Annotated in this window: 15 protein-coding genes; 8 read left to right on the forward strand and 7 right to left on the reverse strand. The window is 67.4% G+C overall.

The genetic code is table 11. The features are described from left to right. Positions 1 to 7 precede the first annotated feature (7 nt). From QTN24_RS03910 to QTN24_RS03930, 5 genes are all read left to right on the forward strand, one after another. The gene (locus tag QTN24_RS03910) at positions 8 to 1,273 is read left to right on the forward strand and encodes a type II secretion system F family protein (protein ID WP_124683220.1); all 1,266 of its coding nucleotides are present in this window, start codon (positions 8 to 10) and stop codon (positions 1,271 to 1,273) included. 27 nt (positions 1,274 to 1,300) lie between these two features. Next, entirely contained in the window at positions 1,301 to 2,194 is an 894-nt protein-coding gene (locus QTN24_RS03915; RefSeq protein ID WP_313835348.1) for an A24 family peptidase, read from the forward strand. 63 nt (positions 2,195 to 2,257) lie between these two features. After that, positions 2,258 to 2,872: a dephospho-CoA kinase gene (coaE, locus tag QTN24_RS03920; RefSeq protein ID WP_313835349.1), complete on the forward strand. Its 615-nt coding sequence runs from the start codon at positions 2,258 to 2,260 to the stop codon at positions 2,870 to 2,872. A 223-nt stretch (positions 2,873 to 3,095) separates the two neighbouring features. Further along, positions 3,096 to 3,854 carry a cell division protein ZapD gene (gene zapD / locus QTN24_RS03925; protein ID WP_124683217.1) on the forward strand — a complete coding sequence of 253 codons (759 nt, stop codon included), beginning with the start codon at positions 3,096 to 3,098 and terminating at the stop codon, positions 3,852 to 3,854. 11 nt (positions 3,855 to 3,865) lie between these two features. Beyond that, positions 3,866 to 4,054 (forward strand): DNA gyrase inhibitor YacG, encoded by a 189-nt coding sequence (locus QTN24_RS03930; RefSeq protein WP_313835350.1) that lies wholly within the window; start codon positions 3,866 to 3,868, stop codon positions 4,052 to 4,054. Between the two features lie 51 nt (positions 4,055 to 4,105). On the opposite strand, the gene QTN24_RS03935 is transcribed toward QTN24_RS03930, so the two are convergent. The 5 genes from QTN24_RS03935 to secA all read right to left on the reverse strand — a co-directional run bounded on the left by QTN24_RS03935 (position 4,106) and on the right by secA (position 11,708). Then, complete coding sequence (locus QTN24_RS03935; protein ID WP_313835351.1) at positions 4,106 to 6,136, reverse strand: OPT family oligopeptide transporter; 2,031 nt, start codon at positions 6,134 to 6,136, stop codon at positions 4,106 to 4,108. A gap of 75 nt (positions 6,137 to 6,211) precedes the next feature. Further along, on the reverse strand, positions 6,212 to 6,655 hold the full coding sequence (locus QTN24_RS03940) for an NUDIX domain-containing protein (RefSeq protein WP_313835352.1): 444 nt from the start codon (positions 6,653 to 6,655) through the stop codon (positions 6,212 to 6,214). 6 nt (positions 6,656 to 6,661) lie between these two features. After that, positions 6,662 to 7,552: an ATP-binding protein gene (locus tag QTN24_RS03945; RefSeq protein WP_313835353.1), complete on the reverse strand. Its 891-nt coding sequence runs from the start codon at positions 7,550 to 7,552 to the stop codon at positions 6,662 to 6,664. A 38-nt stretch (positions 7,553 to 7,590) separates the two neighbouring features. Beyond that, positions 7,591 to 8,817 carry a bifunctional glutamate N-acetyltransferase/amino-acid acetyltransferase ArgJ gene (gene argJ, locus QTN24_RS03950; protein ID WP_124683212.1) on the reverse strand — a complete coding sequence of 409 codons (1,227 nt, stop codon included), beginning with the start codon at positions 8,815 to 8,817 and terminating at the stop codon, positions 7,591 to 7,593. Positions 8,818 to 8,918: 101 nt separating this feature from the next. After that, positions 8,919 to 11,708 carry a preprotein translocase subunit SecA gene (gene secA / locus QTN24_RS03955; RefSeq protein WP_313835354.1) on the reverse strand — a complete coding sequence of 930 codons (2,790 nt, stop codon included), beginning with the start codon at positions 11,706 to 11,708 and terminating at the stop codon, positions 8,919 to 8,921. A 321-nt stretch (positions 11,709 to 12,029) separates the two neighbouring features. On the opposite strand from secA, the gene QTN24_RS03960 reads away from it, so the two are divergent. From QTN24_RS03960 to QTN24_RS03970, 3 genes are all read left to right on the forward strand, one after another. Continuing rightward, positions 12,030 to 12,533 (forward strand): DciA family protein, encoded by a 504-nt coding sequence (locus QTN24_RS03960; RefSeq protein ID WP_124683210.1) that lies wholly within the window; start codon positions 12,030 to 12,032, stop codon positions 12,531 to 12,533. 141 nt (positions 12,534 to 12,674) lie between these two features. Continuing rightward, on the forward strand, positions 12,675 to 13,847 hold the full coding sequence (locus QTN24_RS03965) for a M20 aminoacylase family protein (RefSeq protein ID WP_409558974.1): 1,173 nt from the start codon (positions 12,675 to 12,677) through the stop codon (positions 13,845 to 13,847). A 13-nt stretch (positions 13,848 to 13,860) separates the two neighbouring features. Further along, positions 13,861 to 14,565, forward strand: a complete 705-nt coding sequence (locus QTN24_RS03970; RefSeq protein ID WP_313835355.1) for a hypothetical protein — start codon at positions 13,861 to 13,863, stop codon at positions 14,563 to 14,565. A gap of 71 nt (positions 14,566 to 14,636) precedes the next feature. On the opposite strand, the gene lpxC is transcribed toward QTN24_RS03970, so the two are convergent. Both lpxC and QTN24_RS03980 read right to left on the reverse strand, forming a co-directional pair. Then, positions 14,637 to 15,554, reverse strand: a complete 918-nt coding sequence (lpxC, locus tag QTN24_RS03975; RefSeq protein ID WP_313835356.1) for a UDP-3-O-acyl-N-acetylglucosamine deacetylase — start codon at positions 15,552 to 15,554, stop codon at positions 14,637 to 14,639. Between the two features lie 154 nt (positions 15,555 to 15,708). Continuing rightward, complete coding sequence (locus QTN24_RS03980) at positions 15,709 to 16,215, reverse strand: peroxiredoxin (protein ID WP_124683206.1); 507 nt, start codon at positions 16,213 to 16,215, stop codon at positions 15,709 to 15,711. Positions 16,216 to 16,479 lie beyond the last annotated feature (264 nt).

Consider the following 16,479-nt stretch of genomic DNA (forward strand, 5'->3'; position numbering starts at 1 on the left):
TCATATCATGGCGACGCGCGCACCAGCGGCGGGCGCCCGGACGGCAGCGCCGTCGCGGGCCAAGACAGGGCGAAAGGCGCCCACGCAGTACATCTTCGAATGGGAAGCCAAGGACCGCAAGGGCAAGGGCTTCAAGGGCGAGCAGCGGGCCGAGAGCCAGGCCGAGGTGACCGCCACCCTGCGCAAGCAGGGGCTGACCGTCGTCAAGATGAAGAAGCGCAAGGCGGCGCGCGGCAAGAAGATCACCGAGAAGGACATCGCGTACTTCACGCGCCAGCTGTCGACGATGCTCAAGGCGGGCATTCCGCTGCTGCAGTCGATCGACATCATCGCGCGCGGCCATGCCAACCCGAATTTCACGCAACTGCTGAACGACATCCGCTTCGACATCGAGTCTGGCAGCAGCATGGCGCAGGCGTTCCGCCGGCAACCCCGGTACTTCGACACACTCTACTGCAACCTCATCGACGCCGGCGAACAGGGCGGTATCCTCGATGCGCTGCTGGAGCGGCTGTCGCTGTACATGGAAAAGAGCATCGCGCTGAAAAGCCAGATCAAGTCCGCGATGATCTACCCGATCGCCGTGCTGACCGTGGCGTTCGCGGTGACCGTGGTGCTGATGCTGTTCGTGATTCCGGCGTTCAAGGGCGTGTTCTCCAGCTTTGGCGCCGCCCTGCCCGCCCCGACCCAGGTGGTGATCGGCATCTCGGACTTCTTCGTCGAGTACTGGTACCTGATCGTCGGGGGGCCGATCCTGTCGATCATCGGCTACTTCCGGGCGCGCAAGACATCGGAAAAGGTGCAGCGCTGGCACGACAAGGCGCTGCTCAAGATGCCGATCTTCGGCAGCCTGTTCCGCAAGGCCGTGGTGGCCCGCTGGACCCGCACGCTGGCCACGATGTTCGCGGCCGGCACGCCGCTGGTGGAGTCGATGGAATCGGTAGCGGGCGCGGCTGGCAACTGGATTTACTACGATGCCACGCGCGAGATCGAGCAGGCCGTGCGGATCGGTACCAGCCTGACCAACGCCATGCAGGCCACGCACGTGTTCGACAACATGGTGCTGCAGATGACGCAGATCGGCGAGGAATCGGGCGCGCTGGACAACATGCTGCTGAAGGTGGCCGAGTTCTACGAGCGCGAGGTGGACGACGCCGTGGCGGCCATCTCCAGCCTGATCGAGCCGCTGATCATCGTCATCCTCGGGGTGCTGATCGGTGGCATGGTCGTGGCCATGTACCTGCCGATCTTCAAGCTGGGCCAGGTGGTCTGAGGACGGCGCAACGACAGGTGTAACGCAATGCAAGCTGCATTTGGCCCGGGTGGCGTCGCCACGCTGGCATCGCTGGCGGCCTGGCCGCCGGTCTTCCTGATCGCGGTGGCCGGCCTGCTCGGCCTGCTGGTTGGGAGTTTTCTCAACGTGGTGATCCATCGCCTGCCCCGGATGATGGATCGCGAGGAAGCCAACTACATCGCGGAGGTGCGCGGCGAGCCGCTGCCGCACCCCGACCGGTACAACCTGATGGTGCCGCGCTCGGCCTGCCCGCATTGCGGGCACAAGATCGCGGCATGGGAGAACGTGCCGGTCGTGAGCTGGCTGTTCCTGCGCGGCAAGTGCTCGGCGTGCAAGGCGCCGATCAGCGTCCGCTATCCGCTGGTGGAGGCGGTGACGGGCGTCCTCACCGCGCTGGCGGCCTGGCACTTCGGGCCGTCGGTGCAGGCGCTGGCGGCCATCGTCATGGTCTGGGCCGTGGTGGCGCTGTTCATGATCGATGCCGACACGATGCTGCTGCCGGACCAGATCACGCTGCCGCTGCTGTGGCTGGGCCTGCTGCTGAACCTGCAGGGCTACTTCGCGCTGCTGGCGGACGCCGTGATCGGCGCGGCGGCCGGCTACCTGGTGCTCTGGCTGGTCAACCTCGTCTACGCGCTGGTCCGTGGCCACGACGGCATGGGTCACGGCGACTTCAAGCTGATGGCGGCGCTGGGCGCGTGGTTTGGCTGGCAGGCGCTGCCGGCGCTGATCCTGACGTCGTCCATCGTCGGCGCCGTGATTGGCGGGCTGATGCTGCTGGTCCAGCGCAAGGGCCGGGAGACGCCGTTCCCGTACGGGCCGTACATTGCCGGCGCGGGGCTGGTCGTGATGTTCCTCGGGCGCGACCTGCTGCCGCTGGACCTGCTGGCCGGCCTGTAGCGGCCAGCCGGCGCCCGCAAAGCTGGTATCGTGGGCGCCATCCCCACCGAAGGATTTCGCTCCATGCTGGAAATCGGCCTGACCGGCGGCATCGGCTCCGGCAAGACGCGCGTCGCGGACCTGTTTGCCGCCCGCGGCGCCGCACTGATCGATACCGACCTGCTCGCCCACGAGATCACCGCGCCCGGCGGCCTGGCCATCGCGCCGCTGGTGGAAGCCTTTGGCCCGCGCTGCCTGCGTGCCGACGGCGCGATGGACCGCGACGCCATGCGCGGGCTGGTGTTCTCGGACCCGTCCGCCAAGGCCCGGCTCGAAGCCATCACTCATCCGCTGATCCGCCAGCTCACCGCGTCGCGCGCCGCCGCGATCCGGGCGGCCGGCCAGCATCCGTACCTGATCTACGTCGTGCCGCTGCTGGTGGAATCGGGCACGTGGCGCGCGCGGGTTGGCCGCGTGCTGGTGGTGGACTGCCAGGAAGAGACGCAGGTGGCGCGCGTCATGGCCCGCAACGGGTTCACGCGCGAACAGGTACAGGCCATCATGAACCGGCAGGCCACGCGCGCGGCGCGGCTGGCCGTGGCCGACGACGTGGTCGACAACGACGGCCCGCCCGAAGCCCTGGCACCGCAGGTGGCGCGGCTCGACACGCTGTACCGGTCGCTGTCGGCCAGCGCGTAGCCCGGCCACGTTTGTTACGGGCCACCTTGGGAACATTCGATTTGTCCTCGGGCGCCGACTCGCATAGAATGCGCTGAAACATGCCGGAGATGGCGCGCCAAGTGACGGCTGACGGCCTTTGCGCCGCCTCGGACCTCCCTCAAGCGTGCGCGGCGGCACCGGCTGGCCTGCGGGCGCCCTCGACTGAAACCACCGCCATTCGGCGCGCAGCACGGATACCGACTTGATCCTGTACGAATATCCTTTCAACGAACGCATCAGGACGCTCCTGCGCCTGGAAGACCTGTTCGATCGGCTGGATTATTTCCTTGGGCAGGAACATCCGCTGCAGCACCACGTTGCCATCACGACGATCTTCGAGATCATCGACGTGGCCGGCCGCGCCGATCTCAAGACTGACCTGATCAAGGAACTGGAGCGCCAGCGCCAGGCCCTGGCGCCGCTGCGGGCCAACCCGCAGATCGACCAGGACGCGCTGGTCAGCGTCATTTCCGAGATCGAACAGGGCATCGCGGCGCTGAACCAGACCGTGGGCAAGGCCGGCCAGTTGCTGACCGACAACGAGTGGCTCACCAGCATCCGCAGCCGCGCGATCATTCCGGGCGGCACCTGCGAGTTCGACCTGCCCGCCTATTTCGCGTGGCAACACCGTCCCGCCGAGGACCGCCGCGCCGATATCCTGAAGTGGGCGCGCCCGCTGGCGTCGCTGCGCATGGGCGCCACCATCGTGCTGCGCCTGCTGCGCGAGTCGGGCCAGAGCGGCAAGGTCATCGCCACGGGCGGCAGCTATCAGCAGATGCTGTCCGGCCGCAGCTACCAGTTGATGCAGGTCTACCTGGACGAGTCGCTGCTGGCCTTCATCCCGGAAATGAGCGCCAACAAGTACATGCTCTGGGTGCGCTTTACCCAGCAGGACGGCGACATGCGGCCGCGCTCCGTCGATGCGGACATCCCGTTCCTGCTCAAGCTCTGCAATTTCTGAAGTTCACCACGATGCCAGCCGTCGTCAAATGTCCCACCTGCGGCAAGGATGTTGCCTGGGTGCCGGAAAACAAGTTCCGCCCGTTCTGCTCCGATCGCTGCAAGCAGATCGACCTGGGCGCATGGGCGTCCGAAAAATACGTGATCGGCGGCAAGCCCGGCGATTCGTCGCCCGAGCTGCCCGAGGATCCGGACGACTGACCCCCGGGCCGCCCTGGCCGGCCGCCACCGGCGTGGCAGCCGGCGCGACGCTCAGCGGGCCGCCATCACCCGCCGCCAGAACCCCGCGCAGACCAGCACGAACGCCGCCAGCCCGAGCCACTGCGCCGTGACGGCAAACCCTTCGCCCACCAGCGCCAGCGGGGCTTCCTTGCCGGACAGCCCGATCATGGCCGCCAGCGCCACGCCCACCAGGCTCTCGCCGACGATCAGCCCCGACGCCAGCAGCGTGCCGCGCCGCTCGGCGTGCGCCAGCACGGCCTGCACATCGTCGCCGCGCGCCTCTGCCCGGCGCCGCTGCGCGCGGTTCAGCGCCCAGGCCAGCACCGCGCCCACCACCAGCGCCGAACTGATCGTCGGCGGCAGGTAGATGCCGATGCCCACGGCCAGCACGGGCAGCCGCGCCGTGCCGCCGCGCCGCCGCAGCATTTCGTCGATGGCGATCAGCACCACGCCCAGCCCCACCCCGATCAGGATTATCGTCCAGTTGAGCTGGTGCGTGAAAATGCCGGTGGCGATGGCTGTCATCAGCGTGGCCTGCGGCGCGGCCAGCGCGGCGTTCGGGTCCATGTCCGCCCGCGGCAGCGCGCCCGCAAAGCCGTACGCGTGGTACAGCAGCTCCAGCACGGGCGGGATCACGGCGGCGCCCACGGCGCAGCCGATCAGCAGCGCCACCTGCTGGCGCCACGGCGTGGCACCCACCAGCCAGCCAGTCTTCAGGTCCTGCAGGTTGTCGTTCGAGATCGACGCCACGGCCACCACGGCCGAGGTGGTGAAGATGGCCAGCGCAATCGCGAACTTGCCGCCCTCGGGCGTGTCCAGCAGCCCGTCCAGTGTGCCCAGCCCCAGGATCAGCAGCGACACCAGGATGACCGCGATGATGCCGATGCCCGAGATCGGGCTGGCCGACGAGCCGACCAGGCCGGCCATGTAGCCGCAGGCCGCCGCCACCAGGAATCCGAACACGAACGCGAACAGCACCGCGCAGGCCACCAGCTTCCACATCGCGGCGCGGTCCAGCGGCGCGGGGGCAAGGAAGTAGCCGAACGTGACGGCCAGCACCGCCAGCAGCACCAGCGTCACGATGCCGATCCACACCGCCGGCATGTCGCGCTGCGTGCGCGGCACCTGCCCGCCGTTGGCCGCCGCGCCGCCGCGCAGCGCGCCCATCGACGCGCGCACGCCCTCCACCATCGGCTTGAACAGCGTGCCGAGCGTCCAGATCGCCGCGATGCCGATCGTCCCGGCGCCGATAAAGCGCGCCTGCGTGCTCCAGATCGACGTGCCAAAGCTCTGCAGCGTGGCGCCGGCCGGCATTGGCGTGATGGCCGTCAGCCACGGCACCGCCACGCCCCACGTCAGCACCAGCCCCAGCAGCATCGCCAGCCCGCCGACGATGCCGACCAGGTAGCCGGCACCCACCAGCGCCAGCGAGAACCCCATCGACAGCCGGACGACCGACGCGCCCGCCGCCAGCCACGCATTGGCGCCCTCGGCCAGCACGCGCAACCCGCCCGCCGCAAAGCTGAACAGCCCCGCCGCCACGCCGCCGGCCATCAGGTCCGCCAGCCCGGTGCCCTGCTGCCGCCCGCCCGCGGCCTGGCTGGCGCTGCCCACGCGCAGGATTTCAGCCGCGGCCACGCCTTCGGGATACGGCAGGTCGCTCTGCACCACCATGGCGTGGCGCAGCGGGATGCTGAAGATCACGCCCAGCATGCCGCCGGCCGCGCAGATGGCCAGCGTCTGCCAGAACGGAAAGCCCTGCCAGTGGCCCAGCATGACCAGCCCGGGCAGGATGAAGATGATTGAAGACAGCGTGCCCGCGGCCGAAGCCTGCGTCTGCACCATGTTGTTTTCGAGGATGTTGGCGTGCGGAAACAGCCGCAGCACGGCCATCGATATCACGGCGGCCGGGATGGCCGACGAGAACGTGAGCCCCACCTTCAGCCCCAGGTAGATGTTGGACGCGGTGAACACCACGGTGATCAGCGCACCGAGGATGATGCCGCGCAGTGTCAGTTCGGGCAGCGAGACCGCGTCATCGATACGATCGACACGTTGCATGAAGCCTCCTGATTCGTCTTGTGGATGGTTAACGAAAATGCCCGGCTTGTGGCCGGGCATGAATTATCTGCGTAGTCAGCAGTGGCGGGACTCTTCCGCCAGCCAGTCGACCACCGGGATGGTGGCCGGCAGTAACGGCCCAACGTCCACGGGCACGGCCTGCCAGGCAAACGCCTGCCCCTCCCGGCCAACCGGCTCGCCGCGCCAGTCGGTGATCTTGCAGAAATACAGCCGCACATAGGCGTGCGGATAATCGTGTTCCAGGGTGTGCCAGCGCTCGCTGCGCACGATGTCGAGCCCCAGTTCCTCGTGCAGCTCGCGCGCCAGCGCGGCCTCCACGGTCTCGCCGGGTTCCAGCTTGCCGCCCGGGAATTCCCAATAGCCTTCGTACGGCTTGCCGGCCGGCCGCTGCGCCAGCAGGAAGCGGCCGTCGGGCTGGATCATCACGCCCACGGCCACCTCGGTGACCTTTCGCGTCTGCCCGTCGGGCGTCGTCACGGTTTCCGCGTGTCCCGTCATGCCCGCTTACGCCTTGTCCGCCACGAACGGCTTGCCGTGCTTGCCGCCCCAGTCGCGCGCAAACTGCCACGCCACGCGCCCCGAGCGCGAGCCGCGCTCCAGCGCCCAGACCAGCGCGTCGCCACGGGCCGCCTCGATGTCGGCCGGCGTGCAGCCAAAATGCGACAGCCAGTGGCCGACGATGGCCAGGTACTCGTCCTGCTTCGGGGGATAGAACGACAGCCAGAGCCCGAACCGCTCGGACAGCGAGATTTTCTCCTCCACCACCTCGCCCGGATGGATCTCGCCATCGGCCGTGTGCTGGTAGGTCTCGTTGTCCTTCATGTACTCGGGCAGCAGGTGGCGACGGTTCGACGTGGCGTAGATCAGCACGTTGTCCGACTGCGCGGCCACCGAGCCGTCCAGCGCCGACTTCAGCGACTTGTAGCCCGACTCGCCCTCCTCGAACGACAGGTCGTCGCAGAAGATCACAAAACGCTCGGCGCGCGACGCCAGCTTCTCGACGATGTCGCCCAGGTCGCCCAGGTCGTCCTTGTCCACCTCCACCAGCCGCAGGCCGTGCTGCACGTACTCGTTCAGGCACGCCTTGATCAGCGACGACTTGCCGGTGCCGCGCGCGCCGGTCAGCAGCACGTTGTTGGCCGGCAGGCGGTTCACGAACTGGCGCGTGTTGGCCACGATGGCGTCTTTCTGGCGGTCGATGTTCTTGAGGTCGTCCAGATGGATCGGCGGCAGCTGGCGGATGGCCTGCAGGTAGCCGATGTTGCCGAACAGGCTCTGCCGCTTGCGCCAGCGAAACGCCACGGCCTCCTGCCAGTCCGCATCGGTCAGTTCGGGCGGCAGCCATTGTTCAAGGCGGGCGAGGAAGCCATCGAGGCGGGCGGCGAGGTCGGACATGGGGCGCTTCTTCCAGGGCGAAAACGAAAAGGGTCGGCTTAGGAACGGTAGTCGGCGTTGATCGACACGTAGTCGTGGGACAGGTCGCAGGTCCACACCGTGGCCTCGGCCTGGCCACGGCCCAGCGCGATGCGCACCGTGATCTCGGCCTGCTTCATCACGCGCTGGCCGTCTTCCTCGCGGTACTCGGGGTTGCGGCCGCCGTTGCGGGCCACCAGCACGTCGTCGAGCCAGAGGTTCACGCCGCCCACGTCCAGGTCATCCACGCCGGCATAGCCCACGGCGGCCAGGATACGGCCCAGGTTGGGGTCCGACGCGTAGAACGCGGTCTTGACCAGCGGCGAATGGGCCACGGCGTAGGCGATCTGGCGGCACTCGGCCACGTCCTTGCCGCCTTCCACGCGGATCGTCATCAGCTTGGTGGCGCCCTCGCCGTCGCGCACGATCATCTGGGCCAGTTCCTGGGCCAGCGACGTCACGGCGTCGCGCAGCGCCTGGAAGGCCGGGCCGTCGGTGCGGTCCACGGTCACGCCGGCCTGGCCGGACGCGATCAGCACGAACGAGTCATTGGTCGACGTATCGCCATCAATGGTGATGCTGTTAAACGAGTGGTCGGCCGCGTGCGTCACCAGCTGCTGCAGCACCGGCTGCGGCACGGCTGCGTCCATGGCGATGAAGCCCAGCATCGTCGCCATGTTTGGGCGGATCATGCCGGCGCCCTTGCTGATGCCGGACATCGTCACGGTCTTGCCGTCGATCTGGACCGTGCGCGACGCCGCCTTGGGCTGCGTGTCGGTGGTCATGATCGCCTCGGCGGCGGCCAGCCAGTTGTCGGTGCGCAGGTTGGCGATGGCCGGCGTCAGCGCGGCGGTCAGGCGGTCCAGCGGCAGTTGTTCCAGGATCACGCCGGTCGAGAACGGCAGCACCTGGTTCGCGCCAATCGCGAACAGGCTGGCCACGGCGTTGCAAGTGGCGCGCGCGGCGGCCAGGCCCGGCTCGCCGGTACCGGCGTTGGCGTTGCCCGTATTGACCACCAGCGCGCGGATGCCGGCGCCCGCGGCCAGATGCTCGCGGCACACCTGCACCGGCGCGGCGCAGAAGCGGTTGCGCGTGAACACGCCCGCGACCGTGCTGCCCTCGGCCAGCTTCACCACCAGCACGTCCTTGCGATTGGCCTTGCGGATGCCACCCTCGGCCCAGCCGAGCTCGACACCAGCGACGGATTTCAGGTTCTCTGCCAGCGGCAGGGGCAAGTTCACGGGCATGTGCGTTTCCTCAAAATCTTCGATGCTTCTGACGAACATGCCCGCTTGAGCACGGACTCAAGCGGGCATGTCTCTCTATCACTGCGGGGCGTGCGGCGGGCTCAGCTCAGCTTGCCGTGGCACTGCTTGAACTTCTTGCCCGATCCGCACGGGCAGGGGTCGTTGCGGCCCACCTTCGGCATGCCGGCCAGCGCGACGTCGCCACCCATGGCCGCCATGGCCGCCGCCGAGGCACCGCTGCGTACCGGCGACTGCTCCACCGGCTCGCGGCCTTCGGCGAATTCGTCGTGCTTGTACTGGACGTTCTCCAGGTGCGACAGCCCTTCCTCGATCTCCTCGGACGCCTGCTCCAGTTGCTCCGGCGACTGGATCATCACGTTGAACACCACGCGCGTGACCTCGCTCTTGATCACGTCCAGCAGGCGGGCGAACAGTTCGAACGACTCGCGCTTGTATTCCTGCTTCGGGTCCTTCTGGGCGTAGCCGCGCAGGTGGATGCCCTGGCGCAGGTGGTCCAGCGCGGCCAGGTGCTCGCGCCAGTGCGTGTCGATGCTCTGCAGCATGACCGAGCGCTCGAAGCCGGCGAACGACTCGCGGCCCACCTGGGCCACCTTGGCGTCGTACCTGTCGCGCGCCGCGCCCAGCACCAGGTTCAGCAGCTCGTCGTCCTCGATGCTCTGCGCGCCCTCGATGGTCTTGGCCAGCGGCACGTCCAGGTTCCAGTCCTCGCGCAGGCGCTGTTCCAGTCCGGCGATGTCCCACTGCTCTTCCATCGTCTCGGCCGGCACGTGGTCGCGGAACAGCTCGATCAGCACGCTCTCGCGCAGGTTGGCCACCATGTCGCCCACGTCCCGCGCTTCCAGCACGTCGTTGCGCAGCTTGTAGATTTCCTTGCGCTGGTCGTTGGCAACGTCGTCGTACTGCAGCAGTTGCTTGCGGATGTCGAAGTTGCGGCCTTCCACCTTGCGCTGCGCCGATTCGATCGAGCGCGTGACGATGCCGGCCTCGATCGGCTCGCCCTCGGGCATCTTCAGCCGCTCCATGATCGCGCGGACGCGGTCGCCGGCGAAGATCCGCAGCAACTGGTCGTCCAGCGACAGGTAGAAGCGCGACGAACCGGGGTCGCCCTGGCGGCCAGCACGGCCACGCAGCTGGTTGTCGATCCGGCGCGATTCATGCCGCTCGGTGCCGACGATGTGCAGGCCGCCCGACGCCTTGACCTGCTCGTGCAGCGACTGCCATTCGCCCTTGAGCTGCTCGATCTTCGACGCCTTCTCGGCGTCGGACAGGCTCGCGTCGGCCTCGATGAAGCCGGACTGCTTCTCGACGTTGCCGCCCAGCACGATGTCGGTACCGCGGCCGGCCATGTTGGTCGCGATCGTGATCATCTTGGGCCGCCCGGCCTGCGCCACGATCTCGGCCTCGCGCTCGTGCTGCTTGGCGTTCAGCACCTGGTGCGGCAGCTTTTCCTTGTTCAGCAGGTCCGACAGGTACTCGGACGTCTCGATCGACGTCGTGCCCACCAGCACCGGCTGGCCGCGCTCGTAGCAGTCACGGATGTCGCGCACCACGGCGTCGTAGCGTTCCTTGGACGTCTTGTAGATCTGGTCCTGGAAATCCTTGCGCTGGGCCTGGCGGTTGGTCGGGATGACGACCACTTCGAGGCCGTAGATTTCCTGGAACTCGTACGCCTCGGTATCGGCCGTGCCGGTCATGCCGGCCAGCTTCTCGTACATCCGGAAGTAGTTCTGGAACGTGATCGTCGCCAGCGTCTGGTTTTCCTGCTGGATCGACACGCCTTCCTTGGCTTCCACGGCCTGGTGCAGGCCGTCGGACCAGCGGCGGCCCGTCATCAGGCGGCCCGTGAATTCGTCGACGATGACCACCTCGTCGTTCTGCACCACGTAGTGCTGGTCGCGGTGGAACAGGCTGTGCGCGCGCAGCGCGGCGTACAGGTGGTGCATCAGCGTGATGTTCTGCGGCGCGTAGAGCGACTCGCCCTCGCCGATCAGGCCCTGGGCGGCCAGGATCTGCTCGGCCTTCTCGTGGCCGGCTTCGGTCAGGTAGACCTGGTGGCCCTTCTCGTCCACGTAGTAGTCGCCGGGCTTCTCCACGCCGGTGCCGTCGGCCTTTTCCTCGCCGACCTGGCGCTCCAGCAGCTTCGGAATGCCGTTCATGCGCTGGTAGAGGTCGGTCTGGTTCTCGGCCTGGCCCGAGATGATCAGCGGCGTGCGCGCCTCGTCGATCAGGATCGAGTCCACCTCGTCGACGATCGCGTAGTGCAGCGGGCGCTGCACGCGCTGCGACGGGTCGTAGACCATGTTGTCGCGCAGGTAGTCGAAGCCGAACTCGTTGTTGGTGCCGTACGTGATGTCCGCGTTGTAGGCCACCTGCTTCTGGTCATGCGGCATCTGCGACAGGTTCACGCCCACCGACAGGCCCAGGAAGTTGTACAGGCGCCCCATCCACTCGGCGTCGCGCTGGGCGAGGTAGTCGTTGACGGTCACCACGTGCACGCCCTTGCCCGTCAGCGCATTCAGGTACACGGCCAGCGTGGCGGTCAGCGTCTTGCCCTCGCCGGTGCGCATTTCGGCAATCTTGTTGTCGTTCAGCACCATGCCGCCGATCATCTGCACGTCGAAGTGACGCATCTTCATGACGCGCTTGCTGGCCTCGCGGCAGACCGCGAACGCCTCGGGCAGCAGGGAATCGAGCGACTCGCCGCCGGCATGGCGCTGGCGGAACGTCTCCGTCATGCCGCGCAGTTCGTCGTCCGAAAGCGCCTCGTACTTCGGCTCGAGCGCGTTGATTTGCGCGACCGTGCGGCGATATTGTTTGATCAGCCGTTCGTTGCGGCTGCCGAAGACTTTCTTGAGAAGGCCCGTGATCATCGAGTGCTTTCACCTGCCCCGCAGTCCGGCGTACGTCCGGCCAGATCCGCGCGGGCAATGGGTAGATTGGCGCAAAACGCCGAGTTTATCATGTGCCGAAGTCCTGACCGGGCCTGTGGCAGGCGCAGATTCTGCACGGACCGACAGCCGGGCGCGAACGCGTCGGCGACCCGTCCAGCAGGTTGGGACTGGCGCGGCCACCGCAATGTTCCGGCGGGCCGGCACGGCGCCCTCCCAGTGGCACATCGCGCACACGCGGCCGGGCGGGCGGCCGCGCATTTCGGCCCGTGTCCGGCCGGGATTGCGCGATAGAATGCGCGCATGCGCATGTTCACCCACCACGCCCTCCAGACGCCCAATGCCAAGCCGCTGAACGACTGGCTGGCCAAGTCCGGGCCTGTGTCGTCCCTGATGCGGACGGCGCGGGAACTGGCGTCGCTGGAAGCGGAGGTCTTTGCGCTGCTGCCGCCCGCCTTGCGCGGCGGCATCGCGGTGGCCGGCGTCAAGACCGACAACCGCGGGCCGCAGGCCGAGCAGACGCTGCTGTTGCTGGCAGCCCACGGTGCGGCCGCCGCGCGGGTCCGGCAGGTGGTGCCCACCCTGCTCGCCCGGCTGCAGCAACGCGGCTCGCAGGTGACGGCGATCCGGGTGCGCGTGCAGCCCGAGGTGGGCCGCGCGGACTGGGACACCGGCCCGGTCGAGCGCAAGCCGCGCACGCAGAATCTGCCGCCGGCCGGCCTGCAAAGCATGGACGCGCTCGCGCGCGACCTCGACGACTCGCCGCTCAAGGACGCCGTCCGCGCGTTGCTGGCGCGCCACCGCTGAACCCGCCTCCCGCCGCTGATCCTTCCCTCTCGCCCGTCGTCGGCCAAACCATGACGCCGGGCAATTTGGTGCGTCTTCCCGGCCCATAGAATGGATTCGGTCGTGCTCACGGCCCTTTGCACCGATCAAAGGAGAAGCGCCATGTACCAACGCATGCTGAATGCCATCGCCGAGACCGAGGACAAGTTCGTCCAGATCCGGCACGAGATCCACCAGCACCCGGAAATCGGGTTCGAGGAAACCCGCACCAGCGACCTGGTGGCCCGGCTGCTCGAAGGCTGGGGCTACGACGTGCATCGCGGCCTGGCCAAGACCGGGGTGGTGGGCACCCTGAAGGTCGGCAGCGGCGGCAAGCGGCTGGGCATCCGCGCCGACATGGACGCGCTGCCGATCATGGAGGCCAGCCACAAGGCATGGAGCAGCACGGTACCCGGCAAATTCCACGGCTGCGGCCACGATGGCCACACCGCCATCCTGCTCTGCGCCGCCGAGTACCTGGCCAGGACGCGCAATTTCGACGGCACGCTGAACCTGATCTTCCAGCCGGCCGAGGAATTGCTGTACGGCGGCAAGGTCATGGTCAACGACGGCCTGTTCGAGCGGTTCCCGTGCGATGCGATCTTCGCCATGCACAACATGCCCGGCTTCAAGGAGTGCGAGTTCTACTTCCGGCCGGGCGCGTTCATGGCGTCGTCGGACACGCTGCACATCGAAATCCAGGGCGTCGGCGGCCACGGCGCGATCCCCGAGAAGGCAATCGATGCCACGCTGGTCGCGTGCCATATCGGCACGGCGCTGCAGAGCATTGTTTCGCGCAATGTCTCGCCGTTCGAGGCGGCGGTAATCACCATCGGCAGCATCCAGTCGGGCGAGGCGCCCAACATCATCAACAGCAAGGCGCTGATGAAACTCAGTGTCCGCTCGCTGCATCCCGACGTCCGGACGCTGCTGCTCAAGCGGATTGGCGAAGTTGCGCAACTGCAGGCGCAGAGCTTCGGCGCCACCGCCGAGGTCACGCACGTCAACGGCAGCCCGGTACTGGTCAACGGCGGCGAGGCCACCGAGTTCGCGGCCCAGGTGGCGCGCGAGCTGTTCGGCGCCGACAAGGTGCACACCGACGCCCCGCAACTGCCCGGCAGCGAGGACTTCGCCTTCATGCTGGAAGCCCACCCCAACGGTAGCTACATGATCATCGGCAGCGGCGACCAGCCCGGCTACTGCATGGTCCACAACCCCGGCTACGACTTCAACGACAAGTGCCTGGTGCCAGCCGCCGCCTACTGGTGCGCGCTCGCCGAGCGCTACCTGAAGTGACCGGCGCCCGGCGATGAAACTTCAGGACCTTGCGCTGGCCGCGCTGCTCTGCCTGGTGCTGGTGCCGTTCGCGGTGTTCCCCGACTGGCTGGCGGCCTACAAGACCGTCAATGCGGAGCACGGCATGGTGATGGCGTTCTTCAAGTTTGGCTTCCTGGCGACGCTGGGCGAGGTCATCGGGCAGCGCATACGGACCGGCCACTATCCGGGGCGGGACTTCGGCATCGTGCCCAGGATCGTGGTCTGGGGGATTCTTGGCCTGTTCATCAGCATGGCGTTCAAGGTCTTCGCCGTCGGCGCGCCCTACTTTGCGGAGTACCTGGGCCTGGACGGGGTGGTCGCGGCCATGGCCGGCGAGTTCACGGCGCTGAAACTGGCCGGCGCGCTGGTCATCAGCACGCTGATGAACCTGACGTTCTCGCCGGTGATGATGACCGCGCACAAGGTCACCGACATGCATATCGCCCGCCATCGGGGCGGCCTGCGGGCGCTGTGCCGGCCGATCGCCGTTGCGGACCACCTCAAGGCACTCGACTGGCAGACCCAGTGGGGCTTCGTCATCAAGAAGACCATCCCGCTGTTCTGGATTCCGGCCCACACGCTGACGTTCCTGCTGCCGCCCGACTCCCAGATCCTGTTTGCCGCGCTGCTCGGCGTCGCCCTGGGGATCGTACTGGCCGTAGCCGGCCCCAAGCCGCCGGTGCCCGTGGCCGCGTAACGCATGCCCCAAACAAAAACCCCCGCTCTTGCGAACGGGGGTTTTGATCTGGCGCAGGCGCCAGGGGCAGATCAGGCGAAGGCCGGCTGGGCCTGCGGCAGGAAGGCCACTGGCGCTTCCTCGACCTTGTCGAAGGTCACGATCTCGTAGGCTTCCTGGTCGGCCAGCAGCGCGCGCAGGAGCTGGTTGTTCAGGCCGTGGCCCGACTTGTTGGCGATGTACGCGCCAATCAGCGGATGGCCAACCACGTACAGGTCACCGATCGCGTCGAGGATCTTGTGGCGCACGAACTCGTCGCCGTAGCGCAGTTCCTCGTTGTTCAGCATGCGGTGCTCGTCGAGCACGATCGCGTTGTCCAGGCTGCCGCCGCGGGCCAGGCCCATCTCGCGCAGCGCCTCCACCTCGTGGGCAAAGCCGAACGTGCGGGCACGGGCGATCTCGCGGACGTAGCTGGTATCGGCAAAGTCGATCGAGAACGTCTGGCCGGTCTTGTCGACGGCCGGATGCCGGAAATCGATCGTGAACGCCAGCTTGAAGCCGAAGAACGGCTCCAGCCGCGCCAGCTTGTCGCCCTCGCGCACCTCCACGGCTTTCTTGACGCGGATGAACCGCTTGGCGGCCGGCTGTTCCTCGATCCCGGCCGACTGCAGCAGGAACACGAACGATGCCGCGCTGCCATCCATGATCGGGATTTCCTCGGCGTCGACGTCCACATAGAGGTTGTCGATACCCAGCCCGGCGCAGGCCGACATCAGATGCTCGACCGTCGACACGCGCGCGCCGTTCTTCTGCAGGACCGAGGCGAGTCGCGTGTCGCCAATGGCGCTGGCGGCCACCGGAATCTCCACCGGCTCGGGCAGGTCGACGCGCGTGAACACGATGCCGGCATCGGCGGGGGCCGGCCTCAGCGACAGCGTCACCTTGCGACCCGAGTGCAAACCGATGCCGACCGTCTTCACCACGGATTTGATAGTGCGCTGTTTGAGCATGACGGCCTCAACTATTATTAAAAGCTATTAGGCAAAATTTCCAATAACGCGATGCTACCACCAGTCAGTGTATTGCGCTGCACCACTTTGTGTCCGGGTGTTATGCATTGTTAATGAAAAGCCTAATAAATCACTTTTCCTGACACGGTTCGTGTCAGCCACGCAACGCCTGGAGCACGGCTTCGGCACTGCTGACCTTGAACTCGCCGGGCGCCTCGACCGACAGGTGGGTCACCACGCCGTCGTCGATCACCATCGCGTAGCGCTTGGCACGCACGCCAAGGCCGCGCTGGCTCAAGTCCTGGTCCAGGCCCAGCGCGCGCGCCCATTCGCCGGCGCCATCGGCCATCATGCGGACCTTGCCGCCAGCATTCTGCTCGCGACCCCAGGCGCCCATCACGAATGCGTCGTTGACCGAGTGGCACCACACTTCGTCCACGCCGGCGGCGCGCAGGTCATCGTTCAACTGGACGAAACCGGGCACATGCTTGGCCGAGCAGGTCGGCGTGAACGCGCCGGGCAGCCCGAACACCACGATCTTCTTGCCCTTGACCAGTTCGGCCACTGGAAACGCATTGGGACCGAGCGCGCAGCCGCCGGTCTCGGTCTCGAAGAACTCGTACAACGTGGCGTCGGGGACGCGCTGGCCAACGGCGATCATGGGAATTGTCCTTCAGGGGGGAGAAACCTGCCTGCATCATAGACCGAATGCCGTCGCGGAATGGGGTCGCGACAGGCCGTGCGGCCATGCGTGTGCAGCGGGCATACCTTGTACGGTCGAAACGCCGCGCGGCGCGTTACGGGAACGCGCCGCGCGGGCGGAGACATCCCGCCGCCGGGAGGGCGGGAAACCAGTCCGGGGAGGCGGCCGATGGCCTGCCTGCCCGGCAACGGGATGCGACGGACGACATGCGGCATGGCGCGG

This window comes from Cupriavidus sp. SZY C1, assembly GCF_032190535.1.
Classification (GTDB): Bacteria; Pseudomonadota; Gammaproteobacteria; order Burkholderiales; family Burkholderiaceae; genus Cupriavidus; species Cupriavidus pauculus_C.

What these genes read in the sequence shown, in the direction of transcription:
- QTN24_RS03910 (WP_124683220.1), top strand. Translation starts at nt 8, where the DNA reads ATGGCGACGCGCGCACCAGCGGCGGGCGCCCGGACGGCAGCGCCGTCG.
- QTN24_RS03915 (WP_313835348.1), top strand. Translation starts at nt 1,301, where the DNA reads ATGCAAGCTGCATTTGGCCCGGGTGGCGTCGCCACGCTGGCATCGCTG.
- coaE (WP_313835349.1), top strand. Translation starts at nt 2,258, where the DNA reads ATGCTGGAAATCGGCCTGACCGGCGGCATCGGCTCCGGCAAGACGCGC.
- QTN24_RS03930 (WP_313835350.1), top strand. Translation starts at nt 3,866, where the DNA reads ATGCCAGCCGTCGTCAAATGTCCCACCTGCGGCAAGGATGTTGCCTGG.
- QTN24_RS03935 (WP_313835351.1), bottom strand. Translation starts at nt 6,136, where the DNA reads ATGCAACGTGTCGATCGTATCGATGACGCGGTCTCGCTGCCCGAACTG.
- QTN24_RS03940 (WP_313835352.1), bottom strand. Translation starts at nt 6,655, where the DNA reads ATGACGGGACACGCGGAAACCGTGACGACGCCCGACGGGCAGACGCGA.
- QTN24_RS03945 (WP_313835353.1), bottom strand. Translation starts at nt 7,552, where the DNA reads ATGTCCGACCTCGCCGCCCGCCTCGATGGCTTCCTCGCCCGCCTTGAA.
- argJ (WP_124683212.1), bottom strand. Translation starts at nt 8,817, where the DNA reads ATGCCCGTGAACTTGCCCCTGCCGCTGGCAGAGAACCTGAAATCCGTC.
- secA (WP_313835354.1), bottom strand. Translation starts at nt 11,708, where the DNA reads ATGATCACGGGCCTTCTCAAGAAAGTCTTCGGCAGCCGCAACGAACGG.
- QTN24_RS03960 (WP_124683210.1), top strand. Translation starts at nt 12,030, where the DNA reads ATGCGCATGTTCACCCACCACGCCCTCCAGACGCCCAATGCCAAGCCG.
- QTN24_RS03965 (WP_409558974.1), top strand. Translation starts at nt 12,675, where the DNA reads ATGTACCAACGCATGCTGAATGCCATCGCCGAGACCGAGGACAAGTTC.
- QTN24_RS03970 (WP_313835355.1), top strand. Translation starts at nt 13,861, where the DNA reads ATGAAACTTCAGGACCTTGCGCTGGCCGCGCTGCTCTGCCTGGTGCTG.
- lpxC (WP_313835356.1), bottom strand. Translation starts at nt 15,554, where the DNA reads ATGCTCAAACAGCGCACTATCAAATCCGTGGTGAAGACGGTCGGCATC.
- QTN24_RS03980 (WP_124683206.1), bottom strand. Translation starts at nt 16,215, where the DNA reads ATGATCGCCGTTGGCCAGCGCGTCCCCGACGCCACGTTGTACGAGTTC.